Genomic DNA, 17771 nt, shown 5'->3' with positions numbered 1-17771 from the left:
GTCCCGCCGGCTTCCGGCCGAAGAGCAGAAGTCGAGGTGCAGAAGATGGCCGCGAACAGCCCCTTCGTGATCGCCGGCGCCGGGCTCGCCGGAGCGAAGGCCGCAGAGGCGCTGCGCGAGGAGGGCTTCGACGGCCCGGTCGTCCTCGTCGGCGACGAGCAGGAACGCCCCTACGAGAGGCCGCCCCTGTCGAAGGACTACCTCCAGGGCTCGTCGCCGCGTGAGGACGTCTTCGTCCATCCCGGCGGCTGGTACGAGGAGCACGGCGTCGACCTGCGGCTCGGCGTCCCCGTCACCGGCATCGACCCCGGCGGCCGCTCGGTGAGGCTCGCGGACGGCAGCGCCTTCGCGTACGAGAAGCTCCTGCTGGCCACCGGCTCCTCCCCGCGGCGGCTCCCGGTGGCGGGCGAGAACCTCGACGGCGTGCACTATCTGCGCAGCCTCGCCGACAGCGACACCCTCAAGGAGACCTTCGCCGCCGCCTCCCGGATCGTCGTCATCGGCGGCGGCTGGATCGGTCTCGAGACCACGGCCGCCGCCCGCGAGGCAGGCGTGGAGGTGACCCTGCTGGAGGCCGGGGAACTGCCGCTGGTGGGAGTGCTGGGCCGGGAGGCCGCACAGGTCTTCGCCGGTCTCCACACCGCTCACGGCGTCGACCTGCGCTGCGGCACGCATGTCACCGAGATCACCGGCGCCCGCGGCCGCGTCGACGGGGTGCTGCTGGACGGCGGCGAGCGGATCGACGCCGACGCCGTCGTCATCGGGGTCGGCATCACCCCCAATACCCGGCTCGCGTCCGACGCCGGGCTCGAAGTCGGCAATGGCGTCCGCGTCGACTCGGCGCTGCGCACCTCGGACCCCGGCATCTGGGCCGCGGGCGACGTGGCGAACGCGTTCCACCCGCTGCTCGGGCGGCACATCCGCGTAGAGCACTGGGCGAACGCCCTCAACCAGCCCGCCGCGGCGGCGAGATCGATGCTCGGCGGGGACGTGAGCTACGACAGGCTCCCGTACTTCTTCACCGACCAGTACGACCTGGGCATGGAGTACACCGGCCATGTGGAACGGGGCGGCTACGACCGGGTCGTCTTCAGGGGCAGCACCGACGACCGCGAGTTCGTCGCGTTCTGGCTCTCCGAGCGCAGGGTGCTGGCGGGGATGAACGTCAACGTATGGGACGTCACCGGTCCGGTACGGACGCTGATCACTTCCGGTCTCCCGGTCGACGAGGGGAGACTCGGTGATGTCGGAGTGCCCCTGACGGAGGTGTTCGCGGGCGGTTGAGAGGCCGCCGGCGTGCGGCGGGCGCGGTTCGGGCAGCGAGGGAGAAGAGCACGTGCAGGAGAGCCACGAGCAGCAGGGCGGGGAACCGGCGTGCTGGCTGGACCAGGTGTGCCCGGAGTGCGGCAGGGTCCGGGAGGACCGTTCGCGCGCGGAGTGCGAGCACTGCGGTCACGATCCGCGTGCCGGGGTGAAGTACGTGCCGGAGACCGTTCCCGGGACCGTCTCCGGAGCCGGCCCGGAAGCCGTTTCGGGAGAGGCTTCGGGAGAAGCCCGGGGAGCGGGACGCGCGGGCCGGCGCGACCGGGACCCCGAGGGCAAGGCCCGCAATGCGCGTCCCCGTGACGGGCTGGGAAGGCCGCTTCCGTACGGACAGCAGGGCGTCGCCCGGCAGCCCGAGGGCGTGGTGCGCACCCCCGGCGAGACCCTGGACGAGGCACAGCGGCTGCTCGACGAGGGGATGCCCTTCCACGCGCACGAGGTCCTGGAGGACGCCTGGAAGTCGGGCCCGGAACATGAGACCGGGCTGTGGAAGGGCCTCGCACAGCTCGCCGTGGGGATCACGCACCTCGCCCGCGGCAATACGAAGGGCGGCGCACGCCTGCTGCTTCGGGGAGCCGGCGGCATCGAGCCCTACCGCGGCGACGCACCGCACGGCATCGACGTCGCGGGCCTGGCCGACTGGGCGCGTGCGACGGCCGGCAGCGTGGAGGAGGCGGAAGGCGGGGACGGCCCGGACGGTCAGGACCCCGGCGACCGGCGGTCTGCTTCCGCGGCACCGGCGGGCAAGCCCGCGGCCCCCAGGCTCCGCGTCGTGAGCTGAGCCGAAGGGCCCGGCCGGGAACGATGGCACGGCCGACCGGAGCGGAGCCCGAGCTGCCCGCACCGCTCGCCCCGCAGTGCTGAAACCGGGGACGCCGCAACCTGCCGACGCCCGTCCCCGGAACGCACTGCCCCGGAATGCACTGCGGCGGAACGCTCACACCTTCCGGAAGTGGTACGCCTCCTCGGCCGCCGCCGCGACCTCCGCGAGGTCCGCACCGCCCGCCGACGCGACGACCGCGGCGATCGCCCCTTCGACGAGCGGAGCGTCCACCAGCTGTGCGTTCTCCGGCAGTTCGTCCCCTTCGGCCAGCAGCACCTTCACCGTCAGCACGGCGCTGCCGAGGTCGACGAGGACGGCCACGCCGGCGCCCGTGTCGACGTTGTGCGCCGCGGCACTGATCAGCTCCGCGCTCGTACCGAGGCCGCCGTCCGGCCCGCCGCCCGCGCCCTCCACAGGAGCGCTGTCCCTTCCGGCGGCGAGCCCCACGGCGAGGCGTGCCACGGAGTCGGCGACCTCCTTGCTGTGCGAGACCAGCACGATCCCGACCCTCGGTGGGGCGTCCGTGTCCGTGTCCTGCTGCTCACTCATCGGCGACCGCCCCGGCCAGGGCCGTGAAGAGCAGTGCCGACGACGTGGCGCCCGGGTCCTTGTGCCCCACGCTTCGCTCGCCGAGATAGCTGGCGCGGCCCTTGCGCGCCCTCATCGGCACGGTGGCCAGCGCGCCCTCGTCGGCTGCGGTACGTGCAGCGCCGTACGGATGGGGCCCGCCCGCGGCGAGCGCCTCGACGCCCGGATACAGCGCGTCCAGCATCGTCTTGTCGCCCAGCGCCGCGCCGCCCAGCTGGGCCACGGCGTCCACGCCGACGCGCAGCGCCTCGGCCAGCTGGCTGCCCGTCACCCGTTCCGCATCACCGAGGGCCTTGCCCGTACGGCGCAGCAGCGTCCCGTACAGCGGACCGGACGCACCGCCCACGGTGGAGACCAACTGCCGCCCGGCGAGGATCAGTACGGCTCCCGGCGCGGACGGTGACTCCTTGCCCAGCGCCGTCACGACGGAGGCGAAGCCGCGTTGCAGGTTGCTGCCGTGATCGGCGTCGCCGATGGCCGAGTCGAGTTCGGTGAGCAGATCCGCCTCGCGCTCCACGGATGCCGCGGCGGTGGTGAGCCAGCGGAAGACGGCGTCGGCGTCCAGCTCGTCGGTCAGATCGGTCAAGACATCTCCCTCTTCACAAGGGCCGACGGCCGTTTCCGGAACGGCGGCCGCGGCCCGGCCCGGTGCTCATGACTCATCTTCAGCAACCCCAGCGCAGCCCAGGCGTGCTCACCGGTGCGTCGTACAGCCGCAGCATCTCCTCGTCGGCCCGGCACAGGGTCACGGAGGCTCCGGCCATGTCCAGCGAGGTGACGTAGTTGCCGACGAGGGTACGGGCGACCGGGACGCGGCGCTCGTCCAGGACGCGCTGCACCTCCGCGCAGAATCCGTACAGCTCGATCAGGGGGGTGGCGCCCATGCCGTTGACGAGCGCCAGCACGGGACCGTCCGGCTCCAGGTCCGTGAGGACCGCGTCCACCGCGAAGTCGGCGATCTCGCCGGACGTCATCATCGGGCGCCGCTCGCGGCCGGACTCGCCGTGGATGCCGATGCCCAGTTCCAGCTCGCCCGGGGGCAGGTCGAAGGTGGGGGAGCCCTTCGCGGGCGTCGTGCAGGCGCCGAGTGCCACGCCGAAGCTGCGGGAGGAGTCGGCCACCTGACGTGCGATCGCCTCGACGCGCTCCAGCGGCGCGCCCTCCTCGGCGAGCGCTCCGGCGATCTTCTCGACGAACAGCGTCGCGCCCGTGCCGCGGCGCCCGGCGGTGAACTCGCTGTCGGTGACGGCCACATCGTCCTGCACGAGGACCTTGCCGACCTGGACGCCCTCGTCCTCCGCCATCTCCGCGGCCATGTCGAAGTTGAGCACGTCCCCCGTGTAGTTCTTCACGACGAACAGGACGCCCTGGCCGCTGTCGACGGCCGCCGCCGCACGCGTCATCTGGTCGGGCACGGGCGAGGTGAAGATCGGGCCGGGGCAGGCGGCGTCCAGCATTCCGCGGCCGACGAAGCCGCCGTGCAGCGGTTCGTGCCCGGAGCCTCCGCCGGAGACCAGGCCCACCTTCCCGGCGACCGGTGCGTCACGGCGCACGATGACGCGGTTGTCCACGTCGACGGTCAGCTCCGGGTGCGCGGCGGCGACCCCTCGAAGGGCGTCCGCGACGACGTTCTCCGGCACATTGATCAGCATCTTCATTGATACCTCCGAGTGAGCGTAGCACTGTCCCAGTTGCCAGTATTACTACAGGTCAGGGCCGAAATCGCGGGCGGGGATCACGCCGCACGGGACGCAGCGCCGTCAGCCCAGTTCGAGGCTCGTGACGCCGAACACGCGCTCCCCTGAGGTGCCGGGAGGCGTGCCCTTGTACATGCGCACGGTCTCGAAACCGGCCGCGAGGCCACGGGCCGTGGCCAGGGCCACCGCCGCCGTATTGGGCAGGGGGATGTCGATGTGGACCTCGTCGTCCGGGTCGAGCGGTGCGACGAGGGCGTCGAAGAGCGCTTCGGCGTCCCGCGGGGTGTCGGCGAAGAGCGGGCCGATGCGATGGCCGTCCCTGGCCTGCCGGATCACGCCGTAGCCGGCGGGCCGCCCGTCGCGCAGCAGGACGCGCGCGCGGTGCCCGGCGGCGTGCAGCCACCGGGCGAGGAAGTCCCGGCGGGGAGCGGGGAAGCACTGCTCGTCGTAAGCCGCCACGGCGTCGAGGTGATCCTCCGTCACGGCCGTGACCGACGACGGCGGTGCGCCGGCGGACGTGGAACGCCCGCCGTAGCGGCACGTGTGGTACGCGGGGGAGAAGCCGGAACGCGCGTAGTTCTCCTGCTGGGCGAGGACCGCGTCCAGACCGACGGTGCGCGCCCCGGCGTGGGGGAGCGCCTGCTGCCAGGTGGCCATGCCGAGTCCCTTGCCCCGCAGCGCAGGGCGGACGAGGTAGTAGCCGAGGAAGGCGTACGTGTCCGAGTAGTTGACGACGGAGACCGCCGAGACGGCCTCGCCTTCGCTGCGTCCGAGGAAGAAGCCGCCGGGGTCGGTGGGATGGAAGCAGGCCGTGTCCACCAGGCCCGGGTTCCACGCCTCCTCGGCTGCCCACTCCTCGACTTGGAGCCACTCCTCGGACGTGGCGGCGGCGACCACGAGCCCGTCCGCGCCTGCGGCGTCCCGCGGGGCCGCGGCGGAGGGAACGCCGGGGGAGGGCTGTTGCCGGGTGTCGTCGGCCAGTGGGTCCATGCCGTGTGCGTCCTTTCCTCGGTGGAGTCGGCCGGCGGCCGGCCACGCGGCCGGCCGCCGGCGCTGCGTCAGATCAGGTCCATGGCCGCCACTTCGTCGGGGCGGCCGTAGCTGACCGGGCCCTGGAACCGCCGGCGTGCGGTGGCGAACCACCACACCGTGGCGATGACCAGCACCACGGCCAGGGCGATCGGCGCGTAGTTGAACGTCGAGACGGAGATCGGCGAGGCGTGCGGAAGCATGAACAGCACGTTGCTGACGACGATCCACGTCACGGCGACGACGCCGATCGGCTTGCCCCAGCGCCCGAGGTGCCAAGGGCCCGGCTGGAAGTCGCTGAGCCGGAGGCGGAGATAGATGGGCACCGCGTAGGCGAGGAAGAGGCCGACGACGTTGACGCTGACGATGGCCGTGAACGCGGTCTCGGACCACCAGCCGGGTACGACCAGGATCAGCGAGCAGGCCGCGGCGAGCCACACCGCCTTCACGGGCGTACGGGTACGGGGCGAGACGGAATGCCACCAGCGGGACCCCGGCATGGCGCCGTCCCGTGAAAAGGCGAAGATCTGGCGGGTGTTGCTCGTCATGTTCGCCAGACCGCAAAAGAGCATCGCGCCGATCACGATGAGCAGCAGAAGTTTCGCGGTGCTCATGCCAAGGGCATCGACGAGAATCTGTACCGGCGGTGCGTCCGCGGCGGCTTCCTTGGCGTAGTCGCGGATCGAGTACACGAGGGCGAGCATGAGGATCAGACCTGTGATCGCGGAGTAACCGATCGCACGCATGATGCCACGCGGCGCGTTCACCGTGGCCTGAACCGTCTCCTCGGACATGTGGAAACTTCCGTCGAAGCCGGTAAAGGTCCAGCTCGTGACGAGCAGCCCCAGCATGCCCCCGTAAACGGCGCTCGTGAAACCGGTGTTGTTGGAGAAGTGGGTCACGAACGACGCCGACTGGTGCTGCTCGGGCAGCACGGTGAGCGCCACGACGATCACCACCATGCCGATCAGCAGCCACCACACCGAGATGCGGTTGAGCACGGCCACCAGGTGCACCGTGTAGGTGTTGGCCAGGCCCTGGAGCAGCAGGATCAACGCGGTGATGAGCACCGTGTGCTGGCCCGTGATGTCGTAGGACGGCCACTGCATCGCGATGAACGCCTGGATGAAGGTGGCGGCGGCGTACCCCGTGGCGGCCGTGCCTCCCACCTGGCCCACGAAGTTGAGCCAGCCCGTGTACCAGGACCACGCGCCCTTGTGGTGCTTGGCGAGCTTTCCGGCGGAGAAATAGAGCGCGCCGCTCGTGGGATAGGCGGACGCGATCTCGGCCATCGAGGCGCCGATGAAGAGCACCATCACGGAGACGCCGATCCAGCCGAAAGTGAGAACCAGCGGGCCGCCCGCGTTCATTCCGAAACCGAATGAGGAGAAGATTCCGGAGATGATGTTGATGATGGTGAAGGAGATCGCGAAATTGTCGAACGCCCGGAATCTGCGGGTGAGTTTCCGCGGATAACCCATCGCGTGCAGAGTCGCGTCGTCATCGAGGGCCACGGGTGCTTCCCGCTGCCGTATTCTCATGCGGCCTGGAAGGTCGGAGTCGGGCACTTTCGGACCTTTCTTGGGTTGACATCTGGAAGTTGATATCGGGAGGGTGCGGTCAGCCCGGGAGCCGCGGTCGCGGGCGTATGCGGAGCGTCGGCGCCCGCGGCCGGCCGCGGGGCACGCCGCGGTCAACGCGACGTCGCCGGCGAGGCGTTGCAGTCCTCTCAGCCCTGTGACGCATCGTCAGCCCCCCCCGTACGGCACGTCAGCGCGAGCCGGGCACGGGCAGTCCGCAGGCGAGCCGCGCCTTGCTCAGCTCTTCCTCCGGGTCGCCCAGTGCGCTCCACGGCATCCGTGAGGCGTACGGCCCCATTGCCGCGAACACGGGCCTCGCCTCGAATTCGCAGTGCGCCATGATGAGCGCGTGCGCCAGATACGCCAGGTCCAGCACGGGCGTGAACCGGTAACCGGCGACCTCCGGCAGCCAGTGCTGGTACGCGCCCAACGCCGTTGCCTTCCACTGGGGTTGCTCCCACGTGCGGTCGGCGAGAAGCGAGGAGGGATCGTGCTCCTCGATGAGGGCGACGAGCGGCAGGAGTCTCAACGCGGAGTTCACGGGCGCCCGTTGACCGAGGAAGGCGGCCACGTCCCATGCGGCCTTGGACGAACCGCCGTAGCGCGCGAAGAAGAAGGAGAGGAACCGGTGATGGGCCTCCCGGTGCCACGGATCGAGCCGGAGGATGTGGGAGAGAAGGGACCACGGGCCCTCGGGGGAGGTCAACAGCCCCTGGGGCGCGGGGTCTCTGGGCCGCTGAAGGCGCGCCAGGGACAGCTGCGTCACCCAGGGCGTGGGATCGCGGGGGGCCATCAGCGCGGCCCGCTGGCAGGCGGCGAAGGCGATACGGCCGAGCTCGCCGGCCCGCCGGTCCTCGCTGTCGGAGGCGCGCAGCGCGCGGAGCGAGGAGACCCGCGCCCACAGCAGCGTGGCCTCCTTGCTCGGCTCCTCGGCCAGCCAGCGTTCGGCCAGGTCGGAGTCGCAGGCCTCGGAGGCGAGTACGAGTGAACGGTGCGCGCGCAGGCCGAAGTCGTCGCGTGCGTCCTTCAGCGCTTCGTGCGTGCTGAGGTAGCGGCCCGCCCGTACGTCGACGCATGCTCGTGCCAGCTGACGGTCATCGGCCGCCGGGTGCCACACGTACTGCCCCTCGAAAAAGCCAGCGGTCATGCTCTCCTGCCGAATCTGCCGTGTCTGCCGATGCCGCCCCAATGTGTACGATCCGGGCAACCCGAATTCGACCGGAACCTGCCCGGTGCCCGGCAGCAACGCACACCCTACTCAGCGTCATGACCGACCGGAACCACCGATCCAGGTCGCCCGCTCCCATGGGCCGCTTTTTCTCCCGTTTCCGCCCCGGTTTTGGGCAGGAGCCGCCGGCTGGGTATGTGGTGAGCACATGTCGGGCGCTGCCATTCGATATCCGAGTGCGGCTCCGGGCGCCGGGTGCGCGGGGCGTGTGAGCGCGCTCGAAGTCGCGGCGGGGCGCCCCTGGCGGACGGGCGTGAGGCGTGACCGGTCGTGCGTGGAAGGGCCGTTCGAGGAAGACACCACGCAATCCTTACGTTTGAATCTCGAACTTCCTTGATTCGTACGGGAGTTGAGAACCGGTAACGGAGTGGGGCGGTGACATGGCCCCCTGTTCGGTGGCCGAATCTTTCCTCTGCCGGAGGGTCCGGTTCATAATCTTCCTGACAATTTCCTTCGACCCGAGTCGTGAGGAGGGCAACCGATGGGACTGGCGGCTCCGCTGTGGGATGTGCACAACCACCAAGGCTGGGCGCAGCTGAGCGAGTTGGGCCTGGCGCTGGTTCTCTCCACGCTCATCGGCTGGGAGCGGGGCTCGCAGCAGAAGAGCGCCGGACTGCGCACGCACGCGCTGGTCGGCATCGCCAGCGCCCTGATGATGCAGATCTCCCAGTACGGCTTCAGCAGCGTGCTGGACCTGGAGAACGTCTCCTTCGACCCCTCCCGGGTCGCGGCGCAGATCATCACCGGGATCGGCTTCATCGGCGGCGGCCTGATCTTCGTGCGCCGGGACGCCGTACGGGGCCTGACGACCGCCGCCACCGTCTGGCTCACCTGCGGTGTGGGCATGGCCTGCGGGGGCGGGCTCGGGGTGCTCGCGGCGGTGACGACCGCTGTGCACTTCGTCGTCATCCGCGGCTACCCCCGGCTGGCCCGCCGCCTCTCCTCCACGCCGGCGTCCGTGCAGTCCACGGTCCGGCTGCGCTACCGCACCGGATCGGCGCTGCTGCCGCAGCTGATGGAGAAGTGCACCGACCGCGGCTTCCACATCCTCGGTGTCCGGGTGGACAGGCTGCCGCGTTCGCAGGAGGAGGCCGAGGAGGCCGAGCGCGCCGGCATGGAGGACACCGCCCGGGTGCTGCTCCGGATCGAAGGCCCGGGCGATGTGCGGGAACTGAGCTCGGAGCTGTTCGAGACCCGGGGAGTGCTGGGCATGGACGTCGTGCTGGACCCCGATCCCGACGAATGAGCGTGTGCCCCCGGTCCGGTACGTGCTACGAAGAGGCATGCCTGCCGCCTCCCACGACGCCCCGCGCGACGGTTCCCGCAACTCCCACGCCAACGGCGAAGGCCCCGACGGCGGCGCAAGCGCCTCCCTCGCCTCCCGGGGCTCCGACGCCTCCCACGGCTCGGGCGGGGGCTCCGCCTATGACGCCGTCGTCGTCGGCGGCGGCCACAACGGCCTGGTCGCCGCCGCATATCTGGCCCGTGCCGGTCAGCGCGTGCTGGTGCTGGAGCGCCTCGGCCGCACCGGCGGAGCCGCCGTCTCCGAGCAGACCTTCGCGGGCGTGGACGCCCGGCTCTCGCGCTACTCGTACCTGGTGAGCCTGCTCCCGCAGTGGATCGTGGACGACCTCGGGGTGCGCTTCGCCGTACGCAAGCGCGGTGTCTCCTCCTACACGCCGGCCGTGCGCGACGGGCGGGCCACCGGCCTCTTCGTCGGCGACGGCACCGCGCGCACCCGGGAGTCCTTCGGCCGTCTCACCGGGAGCGAGAAGGAGTTCGCCGCCTGGGAGCGCTTCTACGGCATGACCCGGCGCGTGGCTCAGCGCGTCTTCCCCACGCTCACGGAACCGCTGCCCACGCGCGCCGAGTTGAAGGCCCGCATCGGTGAGGACGCCGCGTGGGAGGCGCTGTTCGAGCGGCCGCTCGGCGAGACCGTCGAGGAGTGCTTCGCCGACGACCTGGTCCGCGGAGTGGTGCTCACCGACGGTCTCATCGGCACCTTCAGCCACGCGCACGACGCGTCGCTGCTTCAGAACCGCTGCTTCCTCTACCACGTCATCGGCGGCGGCACCGGCGACTGGGACGTGCCCGTCGGCGGCATGGGCGCGCTGACCGACGCCCTCGCCGACGCCGCCCGCACCGCGGGCGCACACATCCGTACGGGCCACACCGTGCACCGGATCGACACCGACGGCACCGCCGCGGAGGTCCACTACCGCACCGCCGACGGCGGCGAGGGCACGGTCCCCGCACGCCGCGTCCTGGTCAACGCCTCTCCGCGGGCGCTGACGGAGATGCTCGGCGAGGAGTCCGGGACCGTGCCCGGCTCCGGTTCCGGCTCAGGCTCCGGCTCCGGCTCCGGTGCCGCGAGCGGCGCCGGACCGGTCGCGGGATCGCAGCTGAAGGTCAACATGCTGCTGCGCCGCCTTCCCGGCCTCAAGGACGGCGCCGTCGACGCCCGGGAAGCCTTCGCGGGCACCTTCCATGTCGCCGAGGGATACGAGCAGTTGGCCGAGGCCCACCGGCAGGCCGCGGCTGGCGAGCTGCCCCGGGTGCCGCCGTCCGAGCTGTACTGCCATTCGCTCACCGACCCCACCATCCTCGGAGCCGAGCTGGCTGCGGCCGGCTGTCAGACGCTCACCCTCTTCGGGCTGCTGACCCCCGCCGAGTGCTTCGACGCCGCGACCTCCGAGGAACGCGCCCGGATCCGCGACGACGCCCTGGCCCGCACGCTCGCCGAACTCGACCGCCATCTGACCGAGCCGGTCGCCGACTGCCTCGCCCTCGACGCGGACGGCAGGCCCTGCATCGAGGCGAAGACGCCGTACGACCTGGAGGCGGAGCTGAATCTGCCGGGCGGCCACATCTTCCACGGCGATCTCTCCTTCCCGTGGGCGGCCGAAGAGGGCGCCGGACGCTGGGGCGTGGAGACCGCGCATCCCAACGTGCTGCTGTGCGGCGCCGGTTCGGTACGTGGCGGCGGCGTCAGCGGGCTCGGCGGCCACAACGCGGCGATGGCCGTACTGGAGGCCACGGGTGCCGGCGTGGCGCGCCCGTAGCGCTGACGGCGTGGCCGCGAGATGCTGATCGGCGGCCCCGGCCCCCTGTTCCGTATCGGGCTGCCCCGGACCGGGCTGTCCAGAATCGGGCTGTCCAGAATCGGGCCGTCCCGTATCAGGGGATCCGGCGCCACCGTCGGCACCGTCAGCTGAGGAGGACCTCGATGAGCGGGCTCTGGAGCACACGAGGCGTACTGCGACGCAAACCCATCGAGCACATCGCGGAGGCCGAAGGAGGCTCCGGGGAGCAGCTGACCCGGGTGCTGGGCCTGTGGCAGCTGACCGCCATCGGCGTCGGAGGCATCATCGGCGCGGGCATCTTCGCGCTCGCGGGCACCGTCGCCAACGGCAAGGCCGGTCCCGCCGTGCTCGTCTCCTTTCTCATCGCGGGCGTGGCCAGCGCCGCGGCGGCCCTGTCGTACGCCGAGTTCGCGGGCCTCATCCCGAAGGCGGGCTCGGCATACACCTACGGCTACGCCGTACTGGGCGAGATCGGCGGCTGGTTCATCGGCTGGGACCTGCTGCTGGAGTACACGGCGATCGTCGCCGTGGTCGGCATCGGCATCTCCGGCTACTTCTCCTTCCTCGTCGATGCGGCCGGTGCCCAGCTGCCCGCCTGGATGCTGGGAGCGCCGGGCACCGGCGACGGGCACCGGGTCGACCTCTTCGCCGCGCTGCTGTGCCTGCTCATCGCATACCTGCTCAACCGGGGCATGCGCAGCGCCGCCCGCTTCGAGACGGTCGTGGTCGGGCTGAAGGTGCTGGTGGTGCTGCTCGTCATCGTGGTCGGCTTCTTCCACATCAAGACCGCCAACTACGTGCCGTTCTTCCCCTACGGCGTCTCGGGCGCCTTCACCGGCGCGGCCACCGTCTTCTTCGCCGTCTTCGGCTACGACGCGATGAGCACCGCCGCCGAGGAGTCGAAGGAGTCCCAGCGCCACATGCCCAAGGCGATCATCTATTCGCTGGTGATCGCGATGACGCTGTACGTGCTGGTGTGCCTGGTGCTGACGGGCATGCAGAACTTCTCCGACATCGACAAGGAGAGCGGTCTCTCCTCGGCCTTCCAGTCCGTCGGTCTCGGCGCGGTCGCCGACATCATCGCCGTGGGCGCCATCATCGGCATCCTCACCGTGATGTTCACCTTCATGCTCGGCGTCACGCGCGTCTGGTTCTCCATGAGCCGGGACGGCCTGCTGCCCAAGTGGTTCGCCAAGACCCACCCCACCCGGCACGTGCCCACCCGAGTCACGTGGATCGTCGGCGTGGCCTCCGCGGTGATCGCCGGCTTCCTGCCCATCGAGGAGGCCGCCGAACTCACCAACATCGGCATCCTGCTGGCGTTCGTCGTGGTCTGCGTCGCGGTGATCGTGCTGCGCTACCGCCGCCCCGAACTGCCGCGCACCTTCCGCACACCCGGCATGCCGTTCGTACCGGCGATAGGGGTCGTGTTCTCGCTGTGGCTGACGACCTTCCTGGCATGGCAGACATGGGTGCGCTTCGCGGTGTGGTTCCTGATCGGCCTGGCCGTCTACTTCGGCTACTCGTACCACCGTTCCGAACTCGCGCGGCAGCAACCGGAGGAGCCGGGGAAGGACCTGGACTAGCGTCGTCCGTATGAGCGATGAAGTGCTGACACTGCGGGCGAACGGCATCCGGATCGCGTACCGGACCTGGGGCACGGAAGGTGTGGACGGCACGCCCGTCGTCCTCCTGCACTGCCTCGGCGAGGACGGGGAGGACTGGCGCGGGCCGCTCATCGCCCAACTCGCCGCCCGGCACCCGCTTTTCGCCCCGGACCTGCGCGGTCACGGCCGCAGCGACTGGCCGGGCGAGTACGGGCTGGACCTGCTGAGCGAGGACCTGCGGTGCTTCCTGGACGAACTCGGCCTGGAGCGCGTCATCCTGATCGGCCACTCCTTCGGCTCGGTCGTCGCGGGCATCTTCGCCGGAGCGCATCCGGAGAGGGTGGAGCGGCTCGTACTGGAGGAGACCGCCGCGCTGCTGCCGCTCGACCCTCCCCGTGAGATCCCCGAACCGCCGCCGGGGCCGCAGCAGTTCGACCACGAGGTGCGAAGGCAGTGGAACCGGCAGCGCAACGAGCCCGACCCGCGCTGGTACGAGCAGCTGGCCGCCATCACCGCCCCCACGCTCGTCGTGGGCGGCGGTGCGAGCAGCCATCTGCCCCAGGAGGACATGGCGGCCGTCGCGGAGCGCGTCCCGCACGGCACCTTCGTCACCGTCGAGGAGGGCGGTCACATGGTGCACGAACAGCGGCCGAAGGAGTTCGTCTCGGCGGTGCGGACGTTCCTCACGGGGGACGCCGACGCACGGTGAGCCGCCCCGGCGCGCCCACGGGGACGACGACGGTTCGCCGCCCGGTACCGGAGACCTCTAGAGTGATTGTTGAAGAACAAAGCACTTTTGGAGGACGATCCGCGATGGCCCAGCCCGAGGGACCCGCATTGGAGGAACTGCGCACGCGCCGCGAGGCGTTGCGTGACCGCTACCTGCTCGGCGTCCCCGACCGGCCGGCCACCACCGCGCGCGGCGTGCACCACGTCGCCTTCATCTGCCGGGACGTGGAGGAGACGATCCGCTTCTACCAGGAGCTGCTCGGCTTCCCCCTCGTCGAGCTGGTGGAGAACCGCGACTACCGCGGCTCGACCCATTTCTTCTTCGACATCGGCAACGGCAATCTGCTCGGCTTCTTCGACTTCCCCGGCCACGACCACCCGCCGTTCGCGGAGACCGTCGGCGGAGTGCAGCACCTCGCGCTGTCGATGGACGGCGAGGCGCACTCGGCGGCCCGCACCGCACTCGACGCCGCGGGCATCGAGTACGCGGGACCCGACCGCGGCGTCGAGGAGAGCCTGTACCTGCGGGATCCCAACGGCGTTCCCGTGGAGCTCTACCGGGAACGTCTCGGGGTCTTCAACGGCAACGAGATCCTCTGACGGGCGGTCCGCACGGCGTTCCCCGCACGGGTGCGATCCGGGAGCGCCAAAGCCCTGTCCGCCGCCCTCCGACGGTCGTTACGCTGAACTCCCTTCCGAAGAGAGAAACAGGAGGAGCGCACGTGGCCGAGCGCACCACCACCAGCACCGTGACGAGGCCCGACCTCGATCTCACCAACGCCCGCTGGCAGTCGGGCACCCAGGCGATGGGCGGTGTGGAGATCGCCTTCGTCGAAGGGTGGATCGCGATGCGCAACGGCCGGACTCCGGAGATCCCGGCGGTCATCTTCTCCCCGGGGGAGTGGAACGCGTTCGTGCTCGGTGCGCGCGACGGGCGCTTCGACCTCACCTGAGGCGTCACCGGCGCTCCTCCGTACGCCCCTCCCCGGGTCGCGCTTCCGGGTTCGGCCGCCGCCCCCGGTGGGCGCCGTGACGGGAGCGTGACCATGCTGAGGCGTCCCGGAGGAGAGGCGTGGGCCGGGACGTACCATGTCCGCATGTCGTTCCTCCGCCGTCGCAGCGCGTCCGTTCCCGCAGGCCCGGACTTCGACGTCCTGGCCATGGACCCGACCGACTGGCCCGGCAACCTCGGAGCCGGCCTGCTGCCCGCGCCCGACGGCACCTGCCAGGGAGTCTTCCTGCGCTACGACCTCTTCGGCGGGCGGGGCCCCGCGATGATCATCGGCAATCTCCCGGAGGGCTCTCCGGCCCGCGAGGTCACCGGCAGCCAGGTGCCCTTCGAGGTGGCGCAGCTGATGGTGGCGCTGGAGAACGACGAGCCGGTCGAGGTCACGGACGTCGAGGACGACCCGGTGATGCACGAGGACAACCTGCTGATCGTGCGCCGCGTGAAGTGCTCCGAAGAGCGCATCTCATGCGTCCAGTTCGACCGCAGCGACGGCGTGCTCGTCACCATCGCCAGCTGGGACCGGCCCATCACCAACGATCTCTACGCGCTGCTGAAGCCGCTGCCCGCCGAGATGTTCCAGCACTGACACCCGCGGGCGGGCCCGCCTCTGCGGCCCCTTCATGAAGTCTCCTGCGCATGAGCCGGCCCGGTGTCCCGGGCCGGCGTCTCAGCGCTGCCGGCCCGGGACACCGGGCCCTCTTGGTTCTCCAGGTGCCTCACGGCCCCGGGAGGACGCCGCTCACCTCACCTGCACGTCGTCCGCCTTGACGAAGGCCACCCGGTGCCCGAGCTGGATCTGGTAGTACGTGAGATCGCCGCGCACCACTTTGAACTTCTCCGCCTTCGGGTCGAACTCCTTGGCGTAGAGATACTCGCCGCGCGTCTTGAGGCCCACGGCGTACGCCTGCCCCGCCTTGATCTTGTACGTCAGCGGCGAGAGCTCCTGCGCCGGAATGCCCTCGGGGTAGGCGTCCTTCTCCGGGTAGGCCCGCCCGTAGACGGGGATCTCGTTCTTGCCGGCCTTCGGGACGGCCACCTTGCCCCGTGACGGGACGGCGGTGGGCTGCTTCTTCGGGTTGTGGAACCAGGCCTTCTGGCCGAGGTACCAGATCGCGGTCCAGTCGCCCTTGCGTCCCGCGGACGCGTACTGCTGGCCCGTGCTGGCGCGCGCACCGGTGTCGTTGACGCCCGTGGTCGACTTGCCGCCCCCCGGGTGCAGGCCCGCGTCCTCGACCAGCGCCGACTCCGCATCGGGCTCGGTGTGCAGCCGGACCGCGCCGGAGCCGTGCGCCGGGCAGTCCTTGCCCGAGTCGTCGCACTCGGTGTAGGTGGGCCGGTTCTTGTCGTAGTCGGGCAGGATCGTCAGCAGCCTGCCGCCGGCGGAGGTGCTCCGGGTGAACGGTTCGCCGAGCAGCCGGAAGTAGTGCCGCCAGTCGAAATACGGTCCCGGATCGGTGTGCATGCCGGGGATGGTGTCGGTGGTCACGCCCGGGACGTTGTCGTGCCCGAGGATGTGCTGACGGTCCAGCGGGATGCCGTACTTGCCGGCGATATACCGCACCAGGCGGGCCGACGAGCGGTACATGGCCTCGGTGAACCAAGCGTCGGGGTCGGTGAGGAAGCCCTCGTGCTCCACGCCGACGGACTTGGCGTTGACGTACCAGTTGCCCGCGTGCCAGGCGGCGTCCTTGTTCCGCACGTGCTGCGCGATGTGCCCGTCGGAGGAGCGCAGCGAGTAGTTCCAGGACACGTATGTCGGGTCCTGGATCAGATCCATGACGGTGTCCCAGCTGCCCTCGGTGTCGTGCACGACGATGTAGTCGATCGAGGCGGAGCCGGGCCTTCGGGACTTGTCGTGGTTGCCGTAGTTCGGGTTGCCGTCGTCGTCGGTGTACTCCTCGTACGGGGCCGGCAGCCACTCGCAGGAGACGCTGCGCGGGCACTCCGGCTTCTCCGCCGCCGCCTTCGACGAGGAGCGTGCCGAGGAGCGCGTCGACAGGCCGAGCCCGTCGGCCTGTGCGCGGTCGGCCCGCAGATCCGGCTCGGCCGGGAGCCGCATCCGCTGGCCGGAGTCGGTGGTGCGCTGCTCGCCCGTGCGCATCACGCCGAACACGTCGTCCGCGAACGCGGTGGCCGTACCGCGCTCGGACGCCGCCGGGAAGGCGGCCACCGCGCCGTACCAGTCGGCGGGATCGGAGCTGAGCTTGTGCCCCAGCTTCCGCTGCGCGGCGGCCAGCAGCGCCGCGCCCCCGCGCAGATTCGCCGCGGGGGACTCGCGCAGCTCCGCACGCGACAGACCGGTCAGCTTCGCCGCACGCTCGGCCGTGCGCAGCCGCGCGGGCAGGTCGCCGCTACCGGGCTTGGCCGCACGTCCGCCGTGCGCCGTGGCCCCGCGGGGTGTGAAGGCGGGGCGTGCCGTGTCGCCGCGCGCGTCCTCGGGTTCGGCGCCGGCCGGGGTCTTGGGGTGCGACGCCGTGGAGTGCGCGAGCGCCGTACGGGCGTCGGTCAGGTGCATCGGGCCGTAGCCGCCGGAGACGCTGGGGGCGCCTTCGTGGGTGTCCCAGCGGGACTGGAGATAGGACACCCCGAGCAGCACGCTCTCCGGTACGCCGTACTTCTCGGAGGCGTCCGCGAACTGCTGCTGGAGCCGCGAGGTCCCGCGCTGTTCCGCGGTGGCATACGGGCCGGCGGAGACCAGCGGGACCAGCAGCGCCGTGGCGGCGACGCCGGTGCCGGCGGCCCACAGGGCACGTGAGCGCCGGTCGCGCGGCAGGCCGAACCGGCCGGGGCCGCCGCGGACGGCGCGTGCGAGACGTCTGAGCGGTCCTCGGGCGTCGTGAACTGAACCAGAAGATCCGGGTGATCCGGGCAATGCGGCCTCCTCGGTCTGGGCTCGTCGCATGCGGGTGCGAGCAGGCCTCAGAGGTATCGGTTGCCCGACCGTCCGTCAATGACCGTGCAGCGAGGAGGATTCGCACGTCAGCGTGGTGGGTTCCGGCCGCATCGGCGCGGTGGTCCGGGGCGTCGGTGAAAGCCGCCCGCCGGGCGCCGTACGGCTGTCCGGCGCCACCTGTC

At 71.0% G+C, this 17771-nt stretch carries 15 protein-coding genes and 1 pseudogene; 9 read left to right on the top strand and 7 right to left on the bottom strand.

Annotation, left to right across the window (positions count from 1 at the left end; all coding sequences use genetic code 11):
- The first annotated feature begins 45 nt into the window (after positions 1-45).
- Together HCC61_RS12885 and HCC61_RS12880 are read left to right on the top strand one after the other, a co-directional pair.
- Positions 46-1284, top strand: a complete 1239-nt coding sequence (locus tag HCC61_RS12885; protein WP_169135519.1) for an FAD-dependent oxidoreductase — start codon at positions 46-48, stop codon at positions 1282-1284.
- A gap of 292 nt (positions 1285-1576) precedes the next feature.
- Positions 1577-2104, top strand: a pseudogene (locus HCC61_RS12880) (DUF309 domain-containing protein); the annotation flags it as partial.
- Positions 2105-2260: 156 nt separating this feature from the next.
- On the opposite strand, the gene HCC61_RS12875 reads toward HCC61_RS12880, so the two are convergent.
- The 6 genes from HCC61_RS12875 to HCC61_RS12850 all read right to left on the bottom strand — a co-directional run bounded on the left by HCC61_RS12875 (position 2261) and on the right by HCC61_RS12850 (position 8187).
- Entirely contained in the window at positions 2261-2695 is a 435-nt protein-coding gene (locus HCC61_RS12875; RefSeq protein WP_169135518.1) for a PTS fructose transporter subunit IIA, read from the bottom strand.
- Positions 2688-3320 (bottom strand): dihydroxyacetone kinase subunit DhaL, encoded by a 633-nt coding sequence (dhaL, locus tag HCC61_RS12870; protein WP_206322401.1) that lies wholly within the window; start codon positions 3318-3320, stop codon positions 2688-2690. Before dhaL ends, HCC61_RS12875 begins: the two co-directional genes overlap by 8 nt.
- A gap of 79 nt (positions 3321-3399) precedes the next feature.
- On the bottom strand, positions 3400-4392 hold the full coding sequence (gene dhaK / locus HCC61_RS12865; protein WP_169135517.1) for a dihydroxyacetone kinase subunit DhaK: 993 nt from the start codon (positions 4390-4392) through the stop codon (positions 3400-3402).
- Between the two features lie 102 nt (positions 4393-4494).
- Positions 4495-5421, bottom strand: coding sequence for a GNAT family N-acetyltransferase (locus HCC61_RS12860; RefSeq protein WP_169135516.1), 927 nt, complete (start codon positions 5419-5421; stop codon positions 4495-4497).
- Between the two features lie 68 nt (positions 5422-5489).
- Positions 5490-6941 (bottom strand): amino acid permease, encoded by a 1452-nt coding sequence (locus tag HCC61_RS12855; RefSeq protein WP_169135699.1) that lies wholly within the window; start codon positions 6939-6941, stop codon positions 5490-5492.
- A 289-nt stretch (positions 6942-7230) separates the two neighbouring features.
- Positions 7231-8187 carry a hypothetical protein gene (locus HCC61_RS12850; protein WP_206322400.1) on the bottom strand — a complete coding sequence of 319 codons (957 nt, stop codon included), beginning with the start codon at positions 8185-8187 and terminating at the stop codon, positions 7231-7233.
- 562 nt (positions 8188-8749) lie between these two features.
- Here HCC61_RS12850 and HCC61_RS12845 point away from each other — a divergent pair.
- The 7 genes from HCC61_RS12845 (at position 8750) to HCC61_RS12815 (ending at position 15282) form a co-directional block, all read left to right on the top strand.
- Entirely contained in the window at positions 8750-9514 is a 765-nt protein-coding gene (locus HCC61_RS12845; RefSeq protein WP_169135515.1) for an MgtC/SapB family protein, read from the top strand.
- A 37-nt stretch (positions 9515-9551) separates the two neighbouring features.
- Complete coding sequence (locus tag HCC61_RS12840; RefSeq protein WP_169135514.1) at positions 9552-11330, top strand: NAD(P)/FAD-dependent oxidoreductase; 1779 nt, start codon at positions 9552-9554, stop codon at positions 11328-11330.
- 164 nt (positions 11331-11494) lie between these two features.
- Entirely contained in the window at positions 11495-12937 is a 1443-nt protein-coding gene (locus tag HCC61_RS12835; RefSeq protein WP_169135513.1) for an amino acid permease, read from the top strand.
- Positions 12938-12947: 10 nt separating this feature from the next.
- Positions 12948-13667: an alpha/beta hydrolase gene (locus tag HCC61_RS12830; RefSeq protein ID WP_169135512.1), complete on the top strand. Its 720-nt coding sequence runs from the start codon at positions 12948-12950 to the stop codon at positions 13665-13667.
- 104 nt (positions 13668-13771) lie between these two features.
- Positions 13772-14287: a VOC family protein gene (locus tag HCC61_RS12825; RefSeq protein WP_169135511.1), complete on the top strand. Its 516-nt coding sequence runs from the start codon at positions 13772-13774 to the stop codon at positions 14285-14287.
- Positions 14288-14409: 122 nt separating this feature from the next.
- Positions 14410-14640, top strand: coding sequence for a DUF397 domain-containing protein (locus tag HCC61_RS12820; protein WP_346777162.1), 231 nt, complete (start codon positions 14410-14412; stop codon positions 14638-14640).
- 144 nt (positions 14641-14784) lie between these two features.
- The gene (locus HCC61_RS12815) at positions 14785-15282 is read left to right on the top strand and encodes a hypothetical protein (protein WP_169135510.1); all 498 of its coding nucleotides are present in this window, start codon (positions 14785-14787) and stop codon (positions 15280-15282) included.
- Between the two features lie 153 nt (positions 15283-15435).
- Here HCC61_RS12815 and HCC61_RS12810 read toward each other — a convergent pair whose 3' ends face one another.
- The gene (locus HCC61_RS12810; protein ID WP_240968959.1) at positions 15436-17442 is read right to left on the bottom strand and encodes an N-acetylmuramoyl-L-alanine amidase; all 2007 of its coding nucleotides are present in this window, start codon (positions 17440-17442) and stop codon (positions 15436-15438) included.
- Positions 17443-17771 lie beyond the last annotated feature (329 nt).

This window comes from Streptomyces sp. HNM0575 (genome assembly GCF_012726265.1).
Classification (GTDB): Bacteria; Actinomycetota; Actinomycetes; order Streptomycetales; family Streptomycetaceae; genus Streptomyces.
The sequence above is the reverse complement of the archived record's forward strand: the minus strand, read 5'-3'. Positions and strand labels throughout refer to the sequence as shown.